This is a genomic window from uncultured Piscinibacter sp. (assembly GCF_937952055.1).
GTDB lineage: Bacteria > Pseudomonadota > Gammaproteobacteria > Burkholderiales > Burkholderiaceae_C > Piscinibacter.
Genome location: NZ_CALFYO010000021.1, coordinates 296636 through 317011, shown reverse-complemented (window position 1 = coordinate 317011; position 20376 = coordinate 296636). Strand labels below are relative to the sequence as shown.

The following is a 20376-nucleotide window of genomic DNA, read 5'->3' as shown; positions in this document are numbered from 1 at the left end:
CAGCCGCTGCGCGCCTGCCGCCGCAGGGTCGGCGGGGCGCCGGGCCGTCAGCGCGGCGTGGGCGCGTTGCGCGACAGGCCCTCGGCGCGGGCATCGAGCGCGGCGCGGTCGCTGGCGCCGAGCTCGCCCACCACCGCCACCGGGCAGCGGTCCGGGGCGTCGTCGCCGGCCGTCCAGCCGGCGGCCTCTTCAGCGTCCCGGTCGGTGCGGGCAATGCCCAGCGTCGTCGACAGGCGGTTCATCGCCGCGTGGGTGCGCGCGTAGGCCAGCGCGAGGTCGTGCTCGGCATTGGCGTAGGCACGCCGCGCCGTGTAGACCTCGTTCTCGGCGTTGAGCAGGTCCAGCAGGCCGCGCTGGCCGATGTCGAACTGCTGGCGGTAGGCGTCGCGCGCCTTCTCGATGGCCAGCGTGTTGCGCTCCAGGTAGACGAGCTGCTCGGTCAGCTTGCGCGTGTCGTTGTAGGCGATCGCCGCCACCTGCCGGGCGTCGCGGCAGACGCGGTCGCGCAGGTCGGCGGCCTGGTTCATCAGTCCAACCTGCTGGCGCACGCGCGCCGTGTCGGAGCCGCCGTTGTAGAGGTTCCAGCTCAGCACGATCTCGGCCGAACCGTTGCGCTTCCGGTCCTGCATGCCGTCGACGTGGCGGCCGGCGGCGCTGCGCAGACGGGCCTCGACGCGCGGCTGGAAAGCCGACTCGCGTGCGCCGGTCTGTGCGCGGGCTGCGCGCAGCGCCTCGATGCTGGCGCTGACCGCCGGGCTGTTGCGCAGCGAGGTGGTCACGGCATCGCCGGCGCTCGCCGGCACGCCGGGCATCAGCATGGCCAGCGTCGGCAGCTGCGCAGGCGGCAGTTCGCCGACGACGCGCTGGTAGCGCGCCGTCACGTCGTGCAGGTTGGCCAGCTCGGTGGTCAGGTTCGACTCCGCCAGCGCGAGGCGCGCGCCGGCCTGCTCCAGGTCGACACCGCGGCCCACGCCGGCCTTGACGCGCGACTGGATCTGCAGGAACGCGTAGCGGTGCTGCACGTAGTTGTCCTCGGCCAGCTGCACCAGGCGGCGGAAGCGCCGCACGTCGTAGTGGGCGCGGGCTGCCTCGAGCACCGTCTGTTCGGTGGCTTCGAGCAGCTCGAAGTAGCGCGCCAACCGGTCGTGCGTCAGCCGGTCGACGTCCTTGCGCGTGCCCAGGCCATCCCACAGCAGCTGCGTCAGGCTCAGCCCGAACTGGCTGCGGTTGAGCGACTGCGTTTCGTCGGGCAGGCGCCCGGTGATGCGGTCTTCGTCGCGCCCGACGCTGGCGTTCAGGTCGACGCGGGGCAGGAAGCCGCCGCGCGCCGCGTCCACCGCATCGGTGGCCGAGCGATAGGCGTTGAAGCGGGCCGTGACCTCGGGGTTGGTGGCCACCGCCTTCTCCGCGGCCGCGCGCAGCGGGTCCGCGTTCTGGGCGACACTGCCGCCCGCTGCCAGCAGCAGCGAGATCGCTGCGCAAATCACCCTGGGTCTCGAATGCATGTTCTTTCCGGACGGTCCGAATGGCCGCCTTGTTGCGGCTCAAGCGCCGTCGAGTGTAGTGAGGGCTGACGCTCGCTTCGTGATCGGTGATGCGATGCACGCACTTTTTCACGGCCGCACCTCACGGTCGCGCACCCCTGCAACAGGGCGCGTCTTCGCGTGGCGATCGACCGGCCTCAAGTCGCGTAGTGAACGGACGAGAACAAGGCGTTGTGCGCCCTCCGAAGCTGCAGCGGCTGACCGCCTTCATTCCCATGGCTGCCGCGCCTTGGCCGCGGCGGATGGGCGTGCTCGCGGCCGCTGCGCTGATGCTGGTCTGCGCGACCAGCCTGGCCTGGGACCGTGACCTGATGTCGCGGGCCGCGCAGCGCGCCGGGCCACGGGCCGCCGCCGCCGTGGACGCCCTGCAGCCGCTGCTCGCGGGCGCGACCGGCAAGGACGCAGCGGCGCTGCTCGCCGTGGTGAACGACTTCTACAACCGACCTGTGGTGTTCACCGACGACGTCGCCGCCTGGGGGGTGGATGACCACTGGGCCAGTCCGCTCGAAACGCTCGAGAAGGGCCAGGGAGATTGCGAGGACTATGCGATCGCCAAGTACTTCAGCCTGATGGCCGCGGGCGTGCCGGCAGCGAAGCTCCGGCTGGTCTATGTGCGTGCCGCCATCGGCGGACCCGGCGGGGTGGTGCAGGCGCACATGGTGCTCGCCTACTATCCGCTCCCCGGCGGCGAGCCTCTCATCCTCGACAACCTGATCGGCGAGGTGAGACCCGCATCGCGGCGGTCCGACCTCACGCCGGTGTTCAGCTTCAACAGCGAAGGTCTCTGGCAGGGCGCCGCGGGGGCCCCGGCCGGCGATCCGATGGCACGGCTGTCGCGCTGGCGCGAGGTCCTGGCGAAGGCGCGCGCCGAGGGGTTCCAATGAGCGCAGGGAGAATTACATGTCGTTGATCGGCCAGATCTGGCTCAAGCTGTTCCTGGTGGTGCTGCTCGCCTTCGTCGGGGGTGTGGTCGTCCACACCGACTCGCTGCGCGAGACGTTGCAGGCGCAGCTGCGCCTGAAGAACGCCGACAACGCGACCGCGATCGCGCTGGTGCTGTCGCAGCAGAAGGGTGACGCGGCGCTGATGGAGCTGGTGATGTCGGCGCAGTTCGACACCGGCTTCTACCGGCGCATCCGTCTCGTCGCGCCGGACGGCGCGCAGCGCTTCCTGCGCGAGGCTGCACCGCAGCCGCTGGACGCGCCGCGCTGGTTCGCGCGCTGGCTGCCGATCGAAGCGGCCGCAGGGGTGGCACAGGTCTCCGACGGCTGGCGCGCGCTCGGCCGCGTCGAGGTCGAGAGCCACGACACCTTCGCCCACGACGAGCTCTGGCGCGCGGTGCAGCGTTCGGCCCTGGCAATGGCCCTCGTCGGCGTACTCGCCGCGCTGGCCGGTGCGCTGATCGTGCAGCGCATCCGCCGTCCGCTCGAGCTGGCGGTCGAGCAGGCACGCTCGCTCGAGCGCGGCGAGTACGTCACCGTGGCCGAGCCTGACACGCCCGAGCTGCGCCGGCTGGTGCGCGCGATGAACTCGATGGTGGCGCGCCTCAAGCTGGTGTTCGAGGGCCAGGCCAAGCAGGTGGAGACCCTGCGTCGACAGGCCACCTGTGACCCGCTGACCGGGCTGTCCCAGCGTGGCCATTTCATGGGCCAGCTCGGCGCCGCGCTGCAACGCGAGGATGGCAGCGCCGAGGGTGGCCTGGTATTGCTGCGCGTGATCGATCTCGCGGGCCTGAACCGCGCCCTCGGCCACGACACCACCGACCGACTGCTGTCGGCGATTGCGCAGGCGCTGCAGGCCTACACCGTGCGCGTCAAGGGCTGCTTCGTCGGCCGCCTCAACGGCTCGGACTTCGCGATGTGCCTGCCGGTCGGCGGCGTCGCCGAGGAGACGGCCCGGGTGCTCTCCGAGGGGCTGCGCGTGGTGCTGCCGGCCTTCGGCGCTCAGGCGGCGGTGGCTGCCGGCGCGGTGGAGGCGGCACGTGGCGTGCCGATCGCGGAACTGATGAGCACGGTCGACCTCGCGCTGGCACGCGCCGAAGCGAAGGGCCCGTTCGCGGTGGAGACTGCCGGCGAGGCCGGCGCGTCCCTGGTGAGGATGGGCGAGGGCGGATGGCGGCGTCGCATCCACGATGCACTGGCGGAAGGCCGCGTGGCCCTGGTCGAGTACCCGGTGCGCGAGAAGGGCGGTGCGCTGCTGCATCTCGAATCGCCGCTGCGCGTGCGCCTCGATGCGGACGGCGAGCTGGAGCCGGCGGCACGCTGGCTGCCACTGGCGGCGCGGGGCCGGCTCACGGCGGCACTCGACGAGCGCGCGCTCTCGCTGGCGCTGGCCGCGATCGCCTCCGACGGCCAGCCGCGGGCGGTCAATCTCGCCCTCGCCTCGCTGGCCGACAGCGGTTTCGCTGCGCGATTGCGTGCGCAGCTGCTGCAAGCGCCGCGTGCGGCGCGGCAGGTCTGGCTGGAGGTGCCGGAACCCGCGGCAGCCAATCACTTCGAGCTGGTGCGCGAGCTCGCCTGCCAGCTGCGCCCGGCGGGCGCGCGTGTCGGCCTCGAGCATGCGGGCGAACGGCTCGGCCGGGTCGAGCGACTCTTCGAACTGGGCCTGGACTACGTCAAGCTCGATGCGGCCATCACCCACCGCGTGGGCCACGACACCGCGCGGGCCGGCTTCGTCGGCGGCTTGGTGGCGATGCTGCACAGCCTGTCGCTGCAGGTGATCGCCGAGGGCGTGACCGATGAGGCCGATGCTGCCGCGCTGTGGCAGTGCGGCGTCGACGCGCAGACCGGACCCTGGGTCAGCGCTCAGGCCTCGCGCGCCGGATGAGCGGGCATGTGCCGGCGGTTCGCTGCCTCAGCCGTTGTCGACCACCAGCTTCGACTTGTTCAGCAGGTCCTGGATGACCTGCTGATCGGTCGTCAGGCCGCCGCTGAACAGGTTGACGTTCTGCAGCACGATGGTCTGGTCCGTGGCGCTGCCGTAGTTGCCGCCGGTGAATGCCCCCGACGAACTGATCTGGATCGTCGTCGTGCCGCCGCTCGAGCTGAAGTGCAGGTAGTTGGCGAGGTTGCCCACGTCGCCGCCCAGGGTCTCCCCCTGCAGCAGGTCGCGCAAGTCGATCACGTCGCCGCCCGCCGACACCGCCGAGGGGTCGAAGTCCGTGATGGTGTCGACCGCCGGTGCACCGGCCGTGCCGCGGTCGGCGAGTTGCCACTGGAAGACGTCCACGCCGCCGCCGCCGGCCAGGCTGTCGTTGCCCGCTCCGCCGATCAGGCTGTCGTTGCCCGCGCCGCCGGCGAGCGCATCGTTGCCTGCGCCGCCGAAAAGCAGATCGTTGCCGTTGCCACCACCGAGCGTGTCGGCGCCTGCGAGGCCGCGCAGCTGATCATGGCCGTCGCCGCCCGACAGCGTGTCGGCCACCGAGGTGCCGGTGAGGTGGTCGTCGCCCGCGCTGCCAGCGGGAAGCGAGGTGGAGAAGCTCGACGCGGAGCCTGGCGTCAGCGTCAGCAGCGCGACCGATGTGTCGCCGTCACCGTCCTGCATCGTGTACGACACGGTGTCGACATGGGTCGACGCCAGCTTGTTGTATTGCACGGTGGAGACCATGAACCCCTGCCCGCCGGGCAGAGTGTTGGTGAAGCGCAGGTATTCGAACGGGCTCGCAGTCGTGATCGTCTGCGCCGACGTCGAACCGTTGGACGGGCCGGGGGCGAAGGTGCCGCTGCCGACCAGGTTGCCGCCGCCGTCGTAGGCGAACCAGGTCGCCGTCGGCTGGCTGGCATTGAGCTGGCTCAGCGACACCGTGGCCTGGGTCGAGGACTCGGGCAACTGGACGATCAGGTTCTCGCTGAACTCGATGCCGCTGTTGCCCACCTGGATGCCCGGCTTGGAGCCGCCCTGGTAGTTCACCAGGTCGGGTTGCGCGGCCAGCGCCGTGAGGTTGAGATTGCCGCCGCTGGACCAGTTGGCATCCGAGAAGCCCCACAGGCCGCCCACGCTGCTGCGCCAGGTCGCCTCGCTGCTGCCTCCGGCCGTGCCGCTGGCAGTCTGGTTCGATGTGTAGGTGAACGAGCCGTCGGCGGCGACCAGCAGCGTGCCATGGGCCAGCGTCACCGTCGTCGTTCCGCTCGCGGGCACGGCCACGCCGTTGACGTCGACCAGCGACTTCGCCGCATCGATGGCGGCGTCGTTGGTCAGCAGGTTGCCGCTGACCGAGCCGCTCCAGGCCACCGTGCCCGTGTCGTTCGCGGCGGCCGGAGTGCTGTCGGTCAGCGTGATGGACACGGTGGTCCATGCGCCGGTCGTGCTGCCGTCGGTCGGGCGGTAGGCGAAGCTGTCCACCACCGGCGCCGAGCCATGCGAAGCCGCTGGCGCGAAGTAGCGGTAGCTGCCGTCGGCATTCATCACCACGGTGCCGCCGAGGGCGGTGGTGATCGTGTTGACGCCGTTGGCCGCCACTGCCGATCCGCCGGCGCTCGCGCCGAACTCGGCCACGCCGGTGGCCGCGGTCTCGACATCGGTGTCGTTGGCCAGCACGCTGGCGAGCATGCCGCTGCTGCCTTCGCCGACCGTGGCCGTGTCCGCAACGCCCACCGGTGCATCGTTCACCGCGAGCACGTCGATCGGCAACGTGAGTGTGGTCGTCGCACTGTTTCCGTTCGGCTCACTCGCCGTCGCGCTGATCGTCAGCGACGTGCTGCCGTTGAAGTCGGCCGGCGCGCGGTACTGCAGGCCGGCGAGGTTCCAGCCCGCAAGCCCGACCGAGGTGCCGCCGGCGGTGGCGGTGAAGGTGTGGGTGCCGTCGGTCAGTGTGCCGCCGACTTGCAGCCCGGACACGCTCACCGCCAGCGTTTCGCTGCCGTCCGTGTCGATCGCGGAGACACCGAGCGTGCCGAGGCGGATGTAGCCGTCTTCCGGACCCGACAGGCGCTGCGGGAAGTAGCCGCCGTCGCCGATGGCGACGAAGCTGCCCACGGCAGTGCCGGTCGCGGTGAGCGACGCCGCGTCGGGATAGAGGCTGAAGTTGGCGGTGCTCAGGTCGATCGGCGTACCGCCGTTGACGGCCAGGTTGACGTCCAGCGCGCCCGACCCGTCGCCGTTGTACATGACGACTTCGACGCTGTAGTAGCCGCTGACGGTCGGCGTGAATCCGCTTGCGCTGAAGTTGCCGTAGTTGTTGAAGCCCCGGTCGTAGACCGTGGTGCCACCGATCTTCGCCAGCAACGTGTCGTCGCGGTAGCCCGACAGCGTGTAGGTGTTGCCCGCCTGGAGATAGACGTAGCCGCTGGCGCGGTAAGCATCGTCCACACCCACGCTGGCCACCGCGAGGTTGGTGGTCTGGAGGGTCGAGGTCGCCGCGAGCCCCTGCAGGGCTGTTTCCACCGTCGCCGTGTTGCCGGCGCTGGAGGGGCTGACCGTCGGAACGTTGTCGTAGAACTGCAGCGTCAGGCCGAGCGACGGCGGCACCGGATTGAGGGTCAGCGTCGGCGCGTCGGCCACGGGCTGGATGTCGATGGCCAGCGTGGCCGTGGCGCCGAAGCTGTGGCCGTCGTAGGGACGGAAACCGATGCGTGCGTAGTCCTGGTTGAGGTTGCCGACGCCGCCGGCGGCGAAGCTGCCGTCGCCGGACTCGTTGGCGTCCGGCACGAAGCGCAACCGTCCGGCGTCGATGTCGGCGCGGCTGACGGCCTGGTTGGCCGCGACACTCACCCAGGCACTGCCGTCGAAGTACTGCAGCGTGCCATCGGCCGGCAGGCTGGTCAGCTGGATGCTCAGCGCGGTCGAGTCGTCGTCGGACACACCGAACGCGGACCAGCCGATGGCCAGAGCGCTGTCCTCGAGGCCTGCGATGCTGCCGCCGGTGGCCGTGGGCGGGGCGTTCGTGCCGGTGACGCTGATGACGAGGCTGGCTGCAGAGGTGGCGCCGGTCTCGTCGGTGACCGTGAAGGGGATGGTGATGAGCTGCGTCTGGCCGGCGCCCAGCGCTTGGTAGGCCGGGTCGGCCGCATCGAAGCTGTAGCTGCCGTCGCTGTTGAAGGAGAGGCCCGGCGGCGCGAGCCCCGTGAGGGCGAAGTCGAGCAGGCTTCCGCTGTCGACGTCGGTGGCGAGGACCGAGCCGTTGACGGTGCCTGCGCCTTCGGCGACGCTGAGGCTGGCCGCCTGCGCGACCGGCGCGTCGTTGATGCCGTTGACCGTGACGACCACGGTGCGCGGCGTGCCGTCGGCGCTGACGACGACGAAGTTCTCCGTCACTGCACTGCCTGCCGGGAGCGCCTGCACGTTGGGGCTGCCATTGGCGAGGGTGTAGGTCCACACGCCGGCCGCGCTGACCGAGAAGCTGCCGAAGGTGCCGGGGACGTTGGACTGCGCGGTGAACAACGACTGGCCTGCGTCGGGGTCACTGACAGTCAGCGTGCCGGTGGCGGTGAGGGTGGTGTCCTCGCGCACCGTGCCGGTGAGCGTGCCGTCGATGGTCGGCGCATCGCCGGTGCCGATGACGGTGATGACCAGATTGGCCGTCGACGTGGCGCCGGCATTGTCGGTCACCGTGTACGGCACGGTGATGAGCTGCGTCTGCCCGTCGGCGAGCGCCTGGTAGGCGGCGTGGGCCGGATCGAAGCTGTAGCTTCCGTCGCTGTCGAAGCTCAGGCCGGCCGGTGCAGCACCGTTCAGGGCGAACGTGAAGCTGCTTGCCGCGTCCACGTCCGAGGCCGTCACCGAGCCAGTGACGACGACGGCATCCTCTGCCACCGCAAAAGCCGCGGCCTGAGCCACCGGCAGGTCGTTGGTGCCGGTGACCGTGATGACCAGGTTCGCGGTGGCGACGGCGCCCTGGTCGTCGGTCACGGTGTAGGGCACCGTGAGGACCGTGGACTGACCGACCCCGAGCGACTGATAGGCAGCGTTCGCCGGATCGAAGCTGAACACGCCACCGGCATCGAACGTCAGCCCGGCCGGGGCCGGTCCGTTCAGAGCGAAGCTCAACGTGGCGCCGGCATCGGAGTCGGCCGCGACGAGCGCGCCAGCGACCACGGGGGCGTCTTCGGCCACCGTGATGGCCGAGCTCGAGGCGATCGGCGCATCGTTGACCGGCGTGAGGTTGATCGTGGTGCCAGCGTTGACGGTGACCGTGCCGTCGGACACCGAGTAGCTGAAGCTGGTGCTGGTCGCAGCGAGCAGATCGGCCGGCGCATCGAACTGCAGCCCGGCGAGCTGGGCGGCCGTGAGCACCTGGCTGTTGGCGACGGCCGTGCCGTCGGCCAGCGTGACCGTGCCCAGCGAGGGCAGGCCGGTGACGGTGATCGTCAGCGCGTCGCCGTCGACGTCGGTCGGGGCGGCGAGCCCCAGGGGCGTATCGGCAGACTCTTCCGCGACGGTGATGGTGCTGCTCGAGACGGCAGGCGCATCGTTGACCGGCGTGAGGTTGATCGTGGTGCCAGCGTTGACGGTGACCGTGCCGTCGGACACCGAGTAGCTGAAGCTGGTGCTGGTCGCAGCGAGCAGATCGGCCGGCGCATCGAACTGCAGCCCGGCGAGCTGGGCGGCCGTGAGCACCTGGCTGTTGGCGACGGCCGTGCCGTCGGCCAGCGTGACCGTGCCCAGCGAGGGCAGGCCGGTGACGGTGATCGTCAGCGCGTCGCCGTCGACGTCGGTCGGGGCGGTGAGCCCCAGGGGCGTATCGGCAGACTCCTCGGCCACCGCGATGGTCGAACTCGAGGCGATCGGCGCATCATTGACCGGCATCACGTCGAACCGGAAGATGTTCGGCGTTGCATCGAACGCGCCCGCGCTGTCCTGGACGCTGAAGGTGAAACTCGCGTAGGGCGCGCCGTTGCCGTCACCGGCCGGCACGAACGCCAGCGTGCCGGCGTCGATCTGCGCGGCCGACACCACCGTGCCCGGCAGCAGCGGAGCGCCGTTCAGCAGCAGCGTGCCCGCTGCAGGCAGGCTGTTGATGCGCACGTTCGCCAGCGTCTGGCCGGTGTCGGCATCGCTGAAGCCGAAGTCGGCGGCCTGCAGCGTGTAGCCGCCGTCCTCCGCCAAGGTGCGGACCACGTCGGCGCCGTCCGGCGCGCCGTTGGCGCCGACCGCGACGTTGACTGTCGCGGCCGACGTGGCACCCGAGGCGTCGCGCACGGTGTAGCTGATCGTCGCCGTGCCGGAGAAGTCGGCCCCCGGCGTGAAGCCCAGCGTGCCGTCGGCATTGACCACCACGTTGCCTTGGCTCGGGTCGGCCACGCTGGCGGCCGTCACCGTCAGGGCCTCGCCCTCGACGTCGCTGTCGTTGGCCAGCACGTCGATCATCGCCGGCGTGTTGATCGGGGTCGACGCGAAGTCCGCCTGCGCCTGCGGTGCGTCGTTGATGGGTGTGACCGTCAGCGACAGCGTGCTGGTCGTGCTGAGGCTGCCGTCGCTGACGGTCACCTCGATCGCCGGCACCGAGCCGTTGAAGTTCGGCGCCGGGGCGTAGGTCCAGTCGCCGTCGACGGACATGCTCAACGTGCCCACGCCGCCGACGACGGCCGTGCTGCCGGCGGGATGGGTGATGCCACCGAAGCGGAACGAAGCGACCGCCAATGACGGGCCGTCGATGTCGCTGTCGTTGCCGAGCACGTTGCCAGTGGCGATGCCGTCCTCCGCCAGGGTGGCGCTGTCCGGTTGCGTGAGCGGCGCATCGTTGACGGCCTGCACCGTGACCAGCGCGGTGACCGGGGTCGATGTGCCGCCCTCGTCGTCGGTGACCGTGAAGCCGATGCCGACGCTGCCGTGGAAGTCGGGGTCCGGCATGAACACCAGGTTGGCGGCCTGCGCGGGCGTGAGTGCCATGCCGGCCATCACCGGCGTCGTGCCGTCGGCCAGGGTCAGCGTGCCATTGGCGGGGAGGTCGGTGACGGTCACCGTGGTGACCGTGCCGTCGATGTCGGTGCCGCCCAGTCGCACAGCCACAGGCATGTCCTCGTGGCCGCGGCCGCCGGAGCCGGCCGCGGCCACGGGCAGATCGTTCACGGCGAGGATGATCAGCGACACGGTGGCGGGCGGCGATGTCGCGCCGCCGTCGTCGGTCACCGTGTAGCTCAGGGTCTGGGTGCCATGGAACTCGGCACCGGGGCGGTAGAGCAGCGAGGCTGCCTGGTCGGGCGGGAGCGTCTGGCCGACCGTGACCGGCGTCACGCCGTCGGCCAGCCACAGTGTGCCGCCAGCTGGCAGGGCGGTGACCGTGACGCGGACGATGTGGCCATCGACGTCGGAGCCGGACAGCGACACCGGCAGCGCGCCGTCCTCGGCGCCGAGCGAAATCGAAGCCGCGGCCACCGGGGCGTCGTTCACGGCGGTGAGCGTGACTGAGGTGCCCCCGGAGAGGGTCTGGCCGTCGACGGTGAGGCTGTAGACGAAGTCGCCGGCCGGCGCTCTGCCGTCGTAGTCGGCAGGTGGCACGTAAACCAGGCCGGGCAGGTCGGCCGGGTTCAGCACGGTGCCTGCCGTGACCAGGGTGCCGTCGGCCTTGCGGATTTCTCCCACGGCCGGCACTTGTTCGACTCGGATCGTGCCACCCGCGGCGGCACCGCCCGGCGCCGTCAGTCCGAGGTTGGTGGGGCCCTCTTCCTCGGCCGCGGAGATGGTGCTGGAAGGGGCGTCCGGCGCGGGCTGCCCGCCGGCCGCGCCTGCCGGCGCCACGGTGGCGCCGCCGGCGACAACGGCGACGCGCAACTCGGCATCGGCCGTGCGGCGCGGGATCTCGGCGGCCGCCACGCCTTCGCTGATACGGTCGACGCGCAGTGCCGCTTCCAGGCTGCCGCCCTCGCCGCCTGCCAGGCCGGCGGCCGGCGCGGCGTGGCGATCGCCGGCGTTCAATGCGCTGATCGCGCGGTCGACCTCGTCGTCGTTCGGCACCTGGGCATCGGCAGTCCGCGCGACCGGCGCGTCGCCGTGGGCGATCTGCACGATCCCGTCCTGGGTGGTCAGCAGTTGATCGCCCTGGCGCACGAGGTCGCCCACCTTCAGCTGGCGAAGCTTGCCGTCGGCGCCGCGGATGAGGGCAGTGCCCCACAAGGAGGCGACTTTTCCTTCGGGCGAGCGGGCGATCACGGGCATGACGAGGCCTTGTTTCATTGCTGCAGAGCAGTGGCAACCGAGCGTAATGGAGCGCGCAGCACTGAAGGCGCGTGATGACGAGGTGCCCGTGATGAACATCACCGGATTCGCGAATCCGTGTGTCGATAAGGCATCGGGCAGCGCCGGGAAAGAGAGCGATACACATCCCCGGCTGAGCGGCCATGCGGCCCGATGCTCAGCGACTTGAGAAGGCGAGGTGCGGCCGCGGAGCGCGGCGTGTCAGCGTTCGCGCAACGCGTAGGCCTTGGCCTTGAGCACCGGCTTGAGCAGGTAGGCCAGCACCGACTTGTTGCCGGTGAGGATGTCGACTTCGGCGGTCATGCCAGGAATGATGGGCAAGCGGTCGTTGAACCTGGCTCCCTTGGTGCGCACCCGCACCAGGTAGAACGCGTTGCCCCGTTCGTCGACCACCGTGTCGGGGCTGATGTTCTCCACCTCGGCGTCCATGCCGCCGTAGATGGAGAAGTCGTAGGCGCTGAACTTCACCGTGGCGGCCTGGCCGGGGGCGATGAAGGCGATGTCCTTGGGCTGGATGCGCGCCTCCAGCACCAGTGCGTCGTCCAGGGGCACGATCTCGACGATGTCCTTGCCCGGCTGCACCACGCCACCCACGGTGTTGGCGAGCAGCCGCTGCACGCGGCCGCGCACCGGGCTCCGGATCTGCGACTTGTCGACCTTGTCGGCGAGTGCCACCGCGCCTTCGTTTAGCGCGTTGAGCCGGCCGACCACCTCGGCGAGCTCCTTGCGTGCCTCGTTGCGGAAGGTCAGCTCGGTCTCCTGGATCTTGCGCTGCGCCTCGCCGACGGCCGCCTGCACGCGGGCGATCTGCGCCCCGGCCTGCTCCGACTCGCCCCGCGCGCGCGCGACGTCGCGCTCCAGGCGCAGGATGTCGACCTCGGAGACGGCGCCGCTGGCCAGTAGCGGGCGCGTCTTGGCAAGCTCCTGCTGGCTCAGGTCGAGGCTGCGCTCGGCCGAGGTGCGCCGGGCGCGCATCTCGGAGAGTTCCTGCTCCCGCTGCCGCAATTGCTGGCGGTTGATCGCCAGCAGGGTGTTCAGCTCGGACTGCCGCGTCTCGTACAGGCGGCGCTCGCCGTCGACGATGGCCTTCTCTTCGTCGCCGCTCGCGGCAGGGGGCAGGAAGGGCGTGCCGTCGGCCAGCGCGCGCAGGCGGGCCTGCCGGGCGCGCAGCGCAAAGCCCTGGGCGGCGCTCTCGCGCACGCCGGAGGTGGCGCGCGTCTCGTCGATCTTCAGCAGCAGCTGGTCGCGCTCGACCACCTGGCCTTCCTGGACGAGGATCTCGGAGACCACGCCGCCGTCGAGCGACTGCACGAGCTGCAGCTGGCGCGACGGAATCACGCGCGCCTCGCCGCGCGTCACCTCGTCGACATGGGCGAGGGCAGCCCAGGCGACGAGCAGCACGACCACCACCACGGCGGTGCGCACGATGGTCTGCGCGCGCTGCGTGCCCTGGCGCGACATCACCGCCTCGGCCTCGGCCTCGAAGCTGCGCAGGCCGGCGTCGGCCTCCTGCGCCGGTGCGCCGAACAGCCGGCGCGAGGCGCGGGCGGTGAGCCGGTCGGAGGCGTCGGGCCTCATGCCGCCCTGGCCACGCGGCCGCTGGTCAGCGCTTCCATGATGCGGTCGCGCGGTCCGTCGGCGACGATCCTGCCGCCGTCGATGACGATCACGCGCGACACCATCGCCAGCATCGAGGTGCGGTGCGTCACCAGCACCACCGTCTTGTCCTGCGCGAACGCACTGACGCGCTGGGTGATCTGCGCCTCGGAGGTGAAGTCCATCGCGCTGGTCGGCTCGTCGAGCAGCAGGATGGGCGCGTTGTGCAGCAGCGCGCGCGCCAGGCCGACGCCCTGGCGCTGGCCCCCGGAGAGCAGCTCGCCGCGTTCGCCCACCGGCATGTCGAAGCCGCGCGGGTGGCGGTTGACGAACTCGGCCAGGCCCGCCGTCTCGGCCGCGGCCAGCACCGCCGAGTCGTCCGCATAGGGCAGCCCGAGCGTGATGTTCTCGCGCAGCGTGCCATAGAAGAGCATCACGTCCTGCGACACGCAGCCGAGGCTGCGGCGCACGTCGGCCGGGTCGAGCTGGCGCAGGTCGATGCCGTCGAGCAGCACCGCGCCGTCGGTCGGCTGGTACAGGCCCATGATCAGGCGCTGGATGGTCGACTTGCCCGAGCCGACGCGGCCGATCAGCGCGACATGCTCTCCCGCGGCGATCTTGAAGCTGATGCCGTCGAGCGCCGCGTCCTTGCGGTTCGGGTAGGCGAAGTGGACGTTGCGGAACTCGATGTCGCCGCGCAGCTGCGGGCGGTGGATGAAGTTGTCGCCGAGCGGCCGCTCGACCGGCTTGGCCATGATCTGGTCGAGGCTGGACATGGCGGTGCGCGCGCCCTGGTACTGCATCAGCAGGCCGACGATCTGCCCGGCCGGCGCGAGCGCCCGGCCGGACAGCATCGAGGCCGCGATCAGCGCGCCCATGGTCAGCTCCCGCTCGCCGATCAGGTAGACGCCGATGATGACGATGGCCACCGTGGCTGCCTGCGTGAGGAAGGTGGTGACATACATCGCCGTTGCCGACACGCCGCGCATCTTCACGCCGGTGGCGGCGAGGAAGGCGTTGGCACGCTCCCAGCGCGCCTGCACCACGCCCTCGGCGCCCTGCGTCTTGATCGTCTCGATGCCGGTCAGGCTCTCCACCAGCGTGGCGTTGCGTTGCGCGCCGGCGCGCCAGGTCGACTCCGAAAGTTCGTGCAGCCGATGCTGCAGCACCCAGCCCATCAGCAGGATGAGCAGCGCGGCGACCACCACCGGAACCGCCAGCCAGGGCGAGATCCAGGCCATCACGCCGACGAACAGCAGCGCAAAGGGCAGGTCGACCAGCGCGGTGACCGTGCCCGAGGCGATGAAGTCGCGCACCTGCTCGAAGCCGCGCAGGTTGGCGGCGAACGAGCCCACCGACTCCGGCCGCTGCTCGAGCCGCATGCCAAGCACACGCTCCATCAGCGTCGCGGAGATGCGCACGTCGATGCGCGCGCTCGCCTCGTCGACGAAGCGGCTGCGCAGCAGGCGCATGAACAGGTCGGCGCCGAGCACCAGCACCACGCCGATGGCCAGTGCCCACAACGTCTCGACGGCATGGTTCGGTACCACGCGGTCGTAGACGTTCATCGAGAACATCGGGAAGGCCAGCGCGAACAGGTTGATGAGCAGCGCGGCCCACAGCACGTCGCGGTAGACGAAGCGCTGCTCGAGCAGGGCACCCCAGAACCAGTGGCCGGAGCGCAGCGGCTTCACCGTGGCGTCGGCGCGCTCGGTGCGGCTGTCGAAGCGGAAGTGCGGCCGCGCGAACAGCACCACGCCGGTGTAACGCGCGGCGAGCTCGTCGCGCGACAGGCTCACCGCGCCCTGGCCGGTCTCCGGCAGCAGCACGCGGGACTGGACGCCGCCCGCCTCGTCGTCCTGCCAGCCGAGCAGCACGCAGGCGCGGTTGTCGGTGAGCACCAGGATGGCCGGCAGTGTTGCTGCGTCGAGCGCGGCCAGCTCCAGCCGCTGCAGCCGCGTCGCCATGCCGGCACGCGCGGCGGCGCGCTCGGCGAGTTCGATGCTCAGGCGTCCGTCGCGCAGCGGCAGCGCCGCCGACAGCGAGGCGCGCGTGGCGGCCTGACCGTGCAGCCGGCACAGCTCGACCAGGCAGTCGAGCAGCGGGTCGGGGTGGATCAGGTCCTCGCGCAGGCGCACGGCTGTCGCCTTGGGGTTCGCAGCGCTGTCCTGGGGAGCGGTCGAGGTCATGGACGAGTGCGCTGCCATCAGCCGATATCGGCGCAGTGGATGCCGAACTGGCCCTTGCGGCGGTCGTCGAACCAGCGCTGCAGCGTTTCCTTCACGGTGCGGAAGGCGATCTGCTCCCACGGGATCTCTTCTTCGCGGAACAGCTGCGCCTCGATCGTCTCCGGGCCGGGCTCGAAGCGCGTGTCGAGCAGCTTCGCCCGGTAGAAGAAGTGCACCTGGCCGACGCGCACGACGTTGAGGACGGTGAACAGGGCCTGCATCTCGACCCTCGCGCCCGCTTCCTCGATGGTCTCGCGCAGTGCGCCTTCGGCGGTGGTCTCGCCGAGCTCCATGAAGCCGGCGGGAAGCGTCCACAGGCCATAGCGCGGCTCGATGTTGCGGCGGCACAGCAGCACCTGGTCGTCCCAGGCAGGCACGGTGCCGACCACGTTCAGCGGATTCTCGTAGTGGATGGTGCCGCAGACCGTGCAGGTGGCACGCTCGCGGTTGTCGTCGGCCGGCACGGTGTATTGCGCCGGCGCACCGCAGGCACGGCAGTGCTTGATGCTGCGCGGGTTGAACATGGCGGCGGCAGTGTAGCGTGCAGGGCATCGCCAAGGGCCTCGTGGCATCATCGCCGCAGACATCTGAACGCATGCCGGGAGCCGCTTCCATGACTTTCGTCCTCACTCCGCCTGCCGTGCCCGCGGTGCCCGTGGCGGGCGCCGCGTCCGGCACGCAGTTTCCCGTGCACCGCATCTACTGCGTCGGCCGCAATTACGTCGAACACGCCAAGGAGATGGGTTTCACCGGCCGCGAGCCACCGTTCTTCTTCATGAAGCCGGCCGACGCCGTGCTGCCGGTGGCCGAGGGCGAGGTCGGGCGCATGCACTATCCGAGCCTGACGAAGGACCTGCACCATGAGGTCGAACTGGTCGTCGCCATCGGCAGGGGCGGGCGCAACATCGCCGCGGCCGATGCCCTGGGCCATGTCTGGGGTTATGCGGTCGGCCTGGACATGACGCGCCGCGACCTGCAGGGCGAAGCGAAGAAGCAGGGCCGGCCCTGGTGCATCGGCAAGGGCTTCGACGAATCCGCGCCGATCGGACCAGTTCGGCCGGCTGCGCAGTGCGGCCTCGGCGAGGGCTCAGCCATCGTGCTGGAGGTCAATGGCGCCGTGCGCCAGAAGAGCACGATCGGCAAGTTGATCTGGAGCATCCCGGAGATCATCGAGCATGTGTCGGCGGCCTGGACGCTGGCGGCCGGCGACCTGATCTTCACCGGCACGCCCGAGGGCGTGGCCGCGGTGGTGGCCGGCGACACGCTCGACGCGCGCATCGACGGCGTCGGATCGCTGCGGGTGCAGGTGATCCAGGGCTGAGCACGAGGAATTTCACGCCATGGCCATGCAGCTCTACAACTACTTTCGCTCCTCGGCCTCGTACCGCGTGCGCATCGCGCTCGCACTCAAGGGGCTGGAGTACGACTACATCCCGGTGCATCTGACGCGCAACGAACAGTTCAAGGAGTCGTACGCGGCGCTGTCGCCGGCACGGCTGGTGCCGCTGCTCAGGGATGGCGAGAGCATCGTCACGCAGTCGCTGGCGATCGTGGAGTACCTCGACGAACTGCATCCGCAGCCTCCGCTGCTGCCCGGTGATGCGACGGCCCGGGCGCGCATCCGCGCGCTGGCGCTCGACGTGGCCTGCGAGATCCATCCGCTGAACAATCTGCGCGTGCTGCGCTACCTGGTGAACGACCTCAAGGTGTCGGAAGACGACAAGAACCGCTGGTACCTGCATTGGGTGGAGACCGGACTCGAGGCGGTCGAGCAGCAACTCGCCACGCACCCGGGCACCGGCCGCTTCTGCCATGGCGATGCGCCGACGCTCGCCGACGTGGTGCTGGTGCCGCAGATCCACAACGCCAAGCGCATGGACTGTCGGCTCGACCATGTGCCCACGGTGATGCGCATCTTCGAGGCCTGCATGGGCCTCGATGCCTTCGCAAAGACGCAGCCTTCGGCCTGTCCCGACGCGGCCTGAGGCGCCTGGTGTCTCCCGCCCACCGCGACTGGCTGCGCCCCGACTGGGATGCGCCGCGCGTCGGCGCGCTGATGACCACGCGTGCCGGCGGTGTCAGCGAAGGGCCTTTCGCCAGCATGAACATCCGCGGTGGCCTGGGCGACGATCCGCTGGCGGTGGCGCGCAATCAGGCCATCTTCGCGGCGGCGATCGGCGCCAAGCCGGTGTGGCTGAACCAGGTGCACGGCAAGGAGGTGGTCCGGCTCACGGTCGGGCACATCGGCACGCAGCCGACGGCCGATGCGAGCGTCTGCTGCGAGCCCGGCATCGCCTGCACGGTGCAGGTGGCCGACTGCCTGCCGGTGCTGTTCGCCGCGCCGCAAGGGCGGGGTGTGGCGGGTGCCCATGCCGGCTGGCGCGGGTTGTCGCTCGGTGTGCTGGAGGCGACCCTGGCGTCACTGTGCGATGCCGCCGGCTGCGAGCCCGCGCAGGTCCAGGTCTGGCTCGGACCGTGCATCGGGCCGCGGCAGTTCGAGGTGGGGCCGGATGTGCTCGAGGCCTTCGGCGCCATCCCCGGCGGCCCGGCCGCCCCGTATTTCGCGCCGCACGCGCCGGACAAGTGGCTGGCCGACCTCGCCGGCCTGGCGCGCTGGCGGCTTCGCCTGGCCAGCGTCACCGACGTCAGCGGCGGTGCCTGGTGCACCGTGGAGGACGCCTCACGGTTCTTTTCGTACCGGCGCGACCGTCTGACCGGGCGCATGGTCGCCGCGGTCTGGCTGGACCGCCGCCAATGAGGCTGCCGAGTTGGCCGCCTCGGCGGCGCGCCGTGCGCGTTTGCGTGCCGGTGTGCCCAGCACGTAGAGCACGATGGACAGCGGCAGCACGCCGTAGAGCAGGACCGTGAAGACCGCACCGAGCACGGTCCCATTCGGGCTGGTCGCCTCCGCGACCGCCATCATCAGCACCACGTAGCCCCAGGCGATCGCGACGAGGTACATCTTTCTTACCGAATGATGAAATTCAACGTCATGATGTGGTAAGCTTTCCAGGTAACACTGATTCCACAAGAACAGCTTCGTCGACCAGAAGCATCCGTGAGGAGACTTACATGAAAACGACATCCCGTCCGGCGACCCGGGCTTCGATGGATCCGGCCGAGGCTGCCAAGGCCTTCGGCTCCACCGTCGGCGAGGTCTGGAAGTCGCTGTCCGACCTGAACTTGCCGCTGCCCGAGGTGTCACGCCTGCAGGCCGACTACCTCAAGCAGGCCACCGAGCTCTGGAACCAGAATCTGCGCGTCGCGCAGGCCGAAGGAGAGGCTGCGCCGTCGCCGGCCGACAAGCGCTTCGCCGCGCAGGATTGGCTGAAGAACCCGGCCAGCGCCTACATCGCGCAGATGTACCTGCTCAACGCGCGCACGCTCATGCAGATGGCCGACGCCGTCGAAGGCGACGCCAAGACCAAGCAGCGCATCCGGTTCGCGGTACAGCAATGGGTCGACGCCTCCTCGCCGAGCAACTACCTTGCCCTGAACCCGGAGGCGCAGCGCAAGGCGCTGGAGACGAAGGGCGAGAGCATCAGCCAGGGGCTGCGCCACCTGTGGAACGACATCCAGCAGGGCCACCTCTCGCAGACCGACATGAGCGTCTTCGAGGTCGGCCGCAACGTCGCCACCACCGAAGGCGCCGTGGTGTTCGAGAACGAACTGTTCCAGCTCATCGAGTACAAGCCGCTGACGGCGAAGGTGTACGAGCGGCCGATGCTGTTCGTGCCGCCGTGCATCAACAAGTACTACATCCTCGACCTGCAGCCGGACAACTCGCTGATCCGCTACACGGTCGAGCAAGGCCACCGCCTGTTCGTCGTCAGCTGGCGCAACGCCGACGAGAGCATTGCCGACTTCTCCTGGGACCAGTACATCGAGGACGCGGCGATCCGCGCCATCCGCGAGGTGCAGGACATCAGCGGCAGCGAGCAGATGAACATGCTGGGCTTCTGCGTCGGGGGCACGATCCTCTCCACGGCATTGGCGGTGCTGGCGGCCCGCGGCGAACAGCCGGCGGCCAGCCTGACGCTGCTGACCACGCTGCTGGACTTTTCCAACACCGGCGTGCTCGACCTGTTCATCGACGAGGCGATGGTGCAGATGCGCGAGATGACGCTCGGCCCTGCGAGCCCGGGAGGCGGCAGCCTGCTCAAGGGGCAGGAACTCGCCTCGACCTTCAGCTTCCTGCGCCCCAACGACCTGGTGTGGAACTACGTCGTCGGCAATTACCTGAAGGGCGAGACGCCGCCACCATTCGACCTGTTGTACTGGAACAGCGACAGTACCAACCTGCCGGGGCCGATGTACTGCTGGTACCTGCGCAACACCTACCACGAGAACAACCTCGCCAAGCCGGGCAAGGTGACGGTGTGCGGCGAGAAGGTCGACCTCGGTGCGATCAAGGCGCCGACGTACGTCTACGCCTCGCGCGAGGACCACATCGTGCCCTGGGACGGTGCGTACCTGAACACGCAGGTGCTCTCCGGCGCGAAGGGCCAGGTCCGCTTCGTGATGGGCGCTTCGGGGCACATCGCCGGCGTGATCAACCCGCCGGCCAAGGGCAAGCGCAGCCACTGGATCGGCTCGACGAACGCCTTGCCGGCGGATCCGCAGGCCTGGTTCGCCAAGGCCAAGGAATACCCTGGAAGCTGGTGGACCGACTGGGCGAACTGGCTGAAGGGACACGCCGGCAAGCAGATCCCCGCCCCGAAGGCCTACGGCAACCGCGGCCACAAGGCCATCGAACCGGCACCCGGCCGCTACGTCAAGCAGAAGGCCTGAGACCGGGTCGATGGGGCTTGATGCCTCATCGGCGAAGCGCGACAGTGTGACCTGACAGAACTCATCCACCGACCCGTTCCATCGCA

At 70.2% G+C, this 20376-nt stretch carries 12 protein-coding genes; 6 read left to right on the top strand and 6 right to left on the bottom strand.

The genetic code is table 11. The features are described from left to right. Positions 1–47 precede the first annotated feature (47 nt). Positions 48–1505, bottom strand: coding sequence for a TolC family outer membrane protein (locus Q0599_RS15775; protein ID WP_298831221.1), 1458 nt, complete (start codon positions 1503–1505; stop codon positions 48–50). Between the two features lie 254 nt (positions 1506–1759). On the opposite strand from Q0599_RS15775, the gene Q0599_RS15770 reads away from it, so the two are divergent. Both Q0599_RS15770 and Q0599_RS15765 read left to right on the top strand, forming a co-directional pair. After that, entirely contained in the window at positions 1760–2428 is a 669-nt protein-coding gene (locus tag Q0599_RS15770) for a transglutaminase-like cysteine peptidase (RefSeq protein WP_298831218.1), read from the top strand. A gap of 16 nt (positions 2429–2444) precedes the next feature. After that, positions 2445–4370, top strand: a complete 1926-nt coding sequence (locus Q0599_RS15765; RefSeq protein WP_298831215.1) for a LapD/MoxY N-terminal periplasmic domain-containing protein — start codon at positions 2445–2447, stop codon at positions 4368–4370. 27 nt (positions 4371–4397) lie between these two features. Here Q0599_RS15765 and Q0599_RS15760 read toward each other — a convergent pair whose 3' ends face one another. The 4 genes from Q0599_RS15760 to Q0599_RS15745 form a co-directional block, all read right to left on the bottom strand. Then, positions 4398–11636, bottom strand: a complete 7239-nt coding sequence (locus Q0599_RS15760; RefSeq protein ID WP_298831212.1) for an Ig-like domain-containing protein — start codon at positions 11634–11636, stop codon at positions 4398–4400. Between the two features lie 240 nt (positions 11637–11876). Beyond that, a complete protein-coding gene (locus Q0599_RS15755) occupies positions 11877–13253 on the bottom strand; it encodes an HlyD family type I secretion periplasmic adaptor subunit (protein ID WP_298831209.1) in 1377 nt (458 codons plus the stop codon). Next, entirely contained in the window at positions 13250–15460 is a 2211-nt protein-coding gene (locus Q0599_RS15750; protein WP_298831207.1) for a type I secretion system permease/ATPase, read from the bottom strand. Before Q0599_RS15750 ends, Q0599_RS15755 begins: the two co-directional genes overlap by 4 nt. Positions 15461–15477: 17 nt before the next feature. Continuing rightward, positions 15478–16023, bottom strand: a complete 546-nt coding sequence (locus Q0599_RS15745; protein WP_298831204.1) for an NUDIX hydrolase — start codon at positions 16021–16023, stop codon at positions 15478–15480. Positions 16024–16112: 89 nt separating this feature from the next. On the opposite strand from Q0599_RS15745, the gene Q0599_RS15740 reads away from it, so the two are divergent. From Q0599_RS15740 to pgeF, 3 genes are all read left to right on the top strand, one after another. Further along, a complete protein-coding gene (locus tag Q0599_RS15740; RefSeq protein WP_298831201.1) occupies positions 16113–16820 on the top strand; it encodes a fumarylacetoacetate hydrolase family protein in 708 nt (235 codons plus the stop codon). 25 nt (positions 16821–16845) lie between these two features. Then, positions 16846–17484: a maleylacetoacetate isomerase gene (maiA, locus tag Q0599_RS15735; protein WP_298832726.1), complete on the top strand. Its 639-nt coding sequence runs from the start codon at positions 16846–16848 to the stop codon at positions 17482–17484. Between the two features lie 71 nt (positions 17485–17555). Further along, positions 17556–18257 carry a peptidoglycan editing factor PgeF gene (gene pgeF, locus Q0599_RS15730; RefSeq protein WP_298832723.1) on the top strand — a complete coding sequence of 234 codons (702 nt, stop codon included), beginning with the start codon at positions 17556–17558 and terminating at the stop codon, positions 18255–18257. Here the strand turns inward: pgeF and Q0599_RS15725 are convergent. Further along, positions 18180–18461 carry a hypothetical protein gene (locus Q0599_RS15725; protein ID WP_298831199.1) on the bottom strand — a complete coding sequence of 94 codons (282 nt, stop codon included), beginning with the start codon at positions 18459–18461 and terminating at the stop codon, positions 18180–18182. The two genes, pgeF and Q0599_RS15725, sit on opposite strands and share 78 nt — an antisense overlap. 110 nt (positions 18462–18571) lie before the next feature. On the opposite strand from Q0599_RS15725, the gene phaC reads away from it, so the two are divergent. Next, positions 18572–20290 carry a class I poly(R)-hydroxyalkanoic acid synthase gene (gene phaC, locus Q0599_RS15720; protein ID WP_298831197.1) on the top strand — a complete coding sequence of 573 codons (1719 nt, stop codon included), beginning with the start codon at positions 18572–18574 and terminating at the stop codon, positions 20288–20290. The last annotated feature ends 86 nt before the right edge of the window (positions 20291–20376 follow it).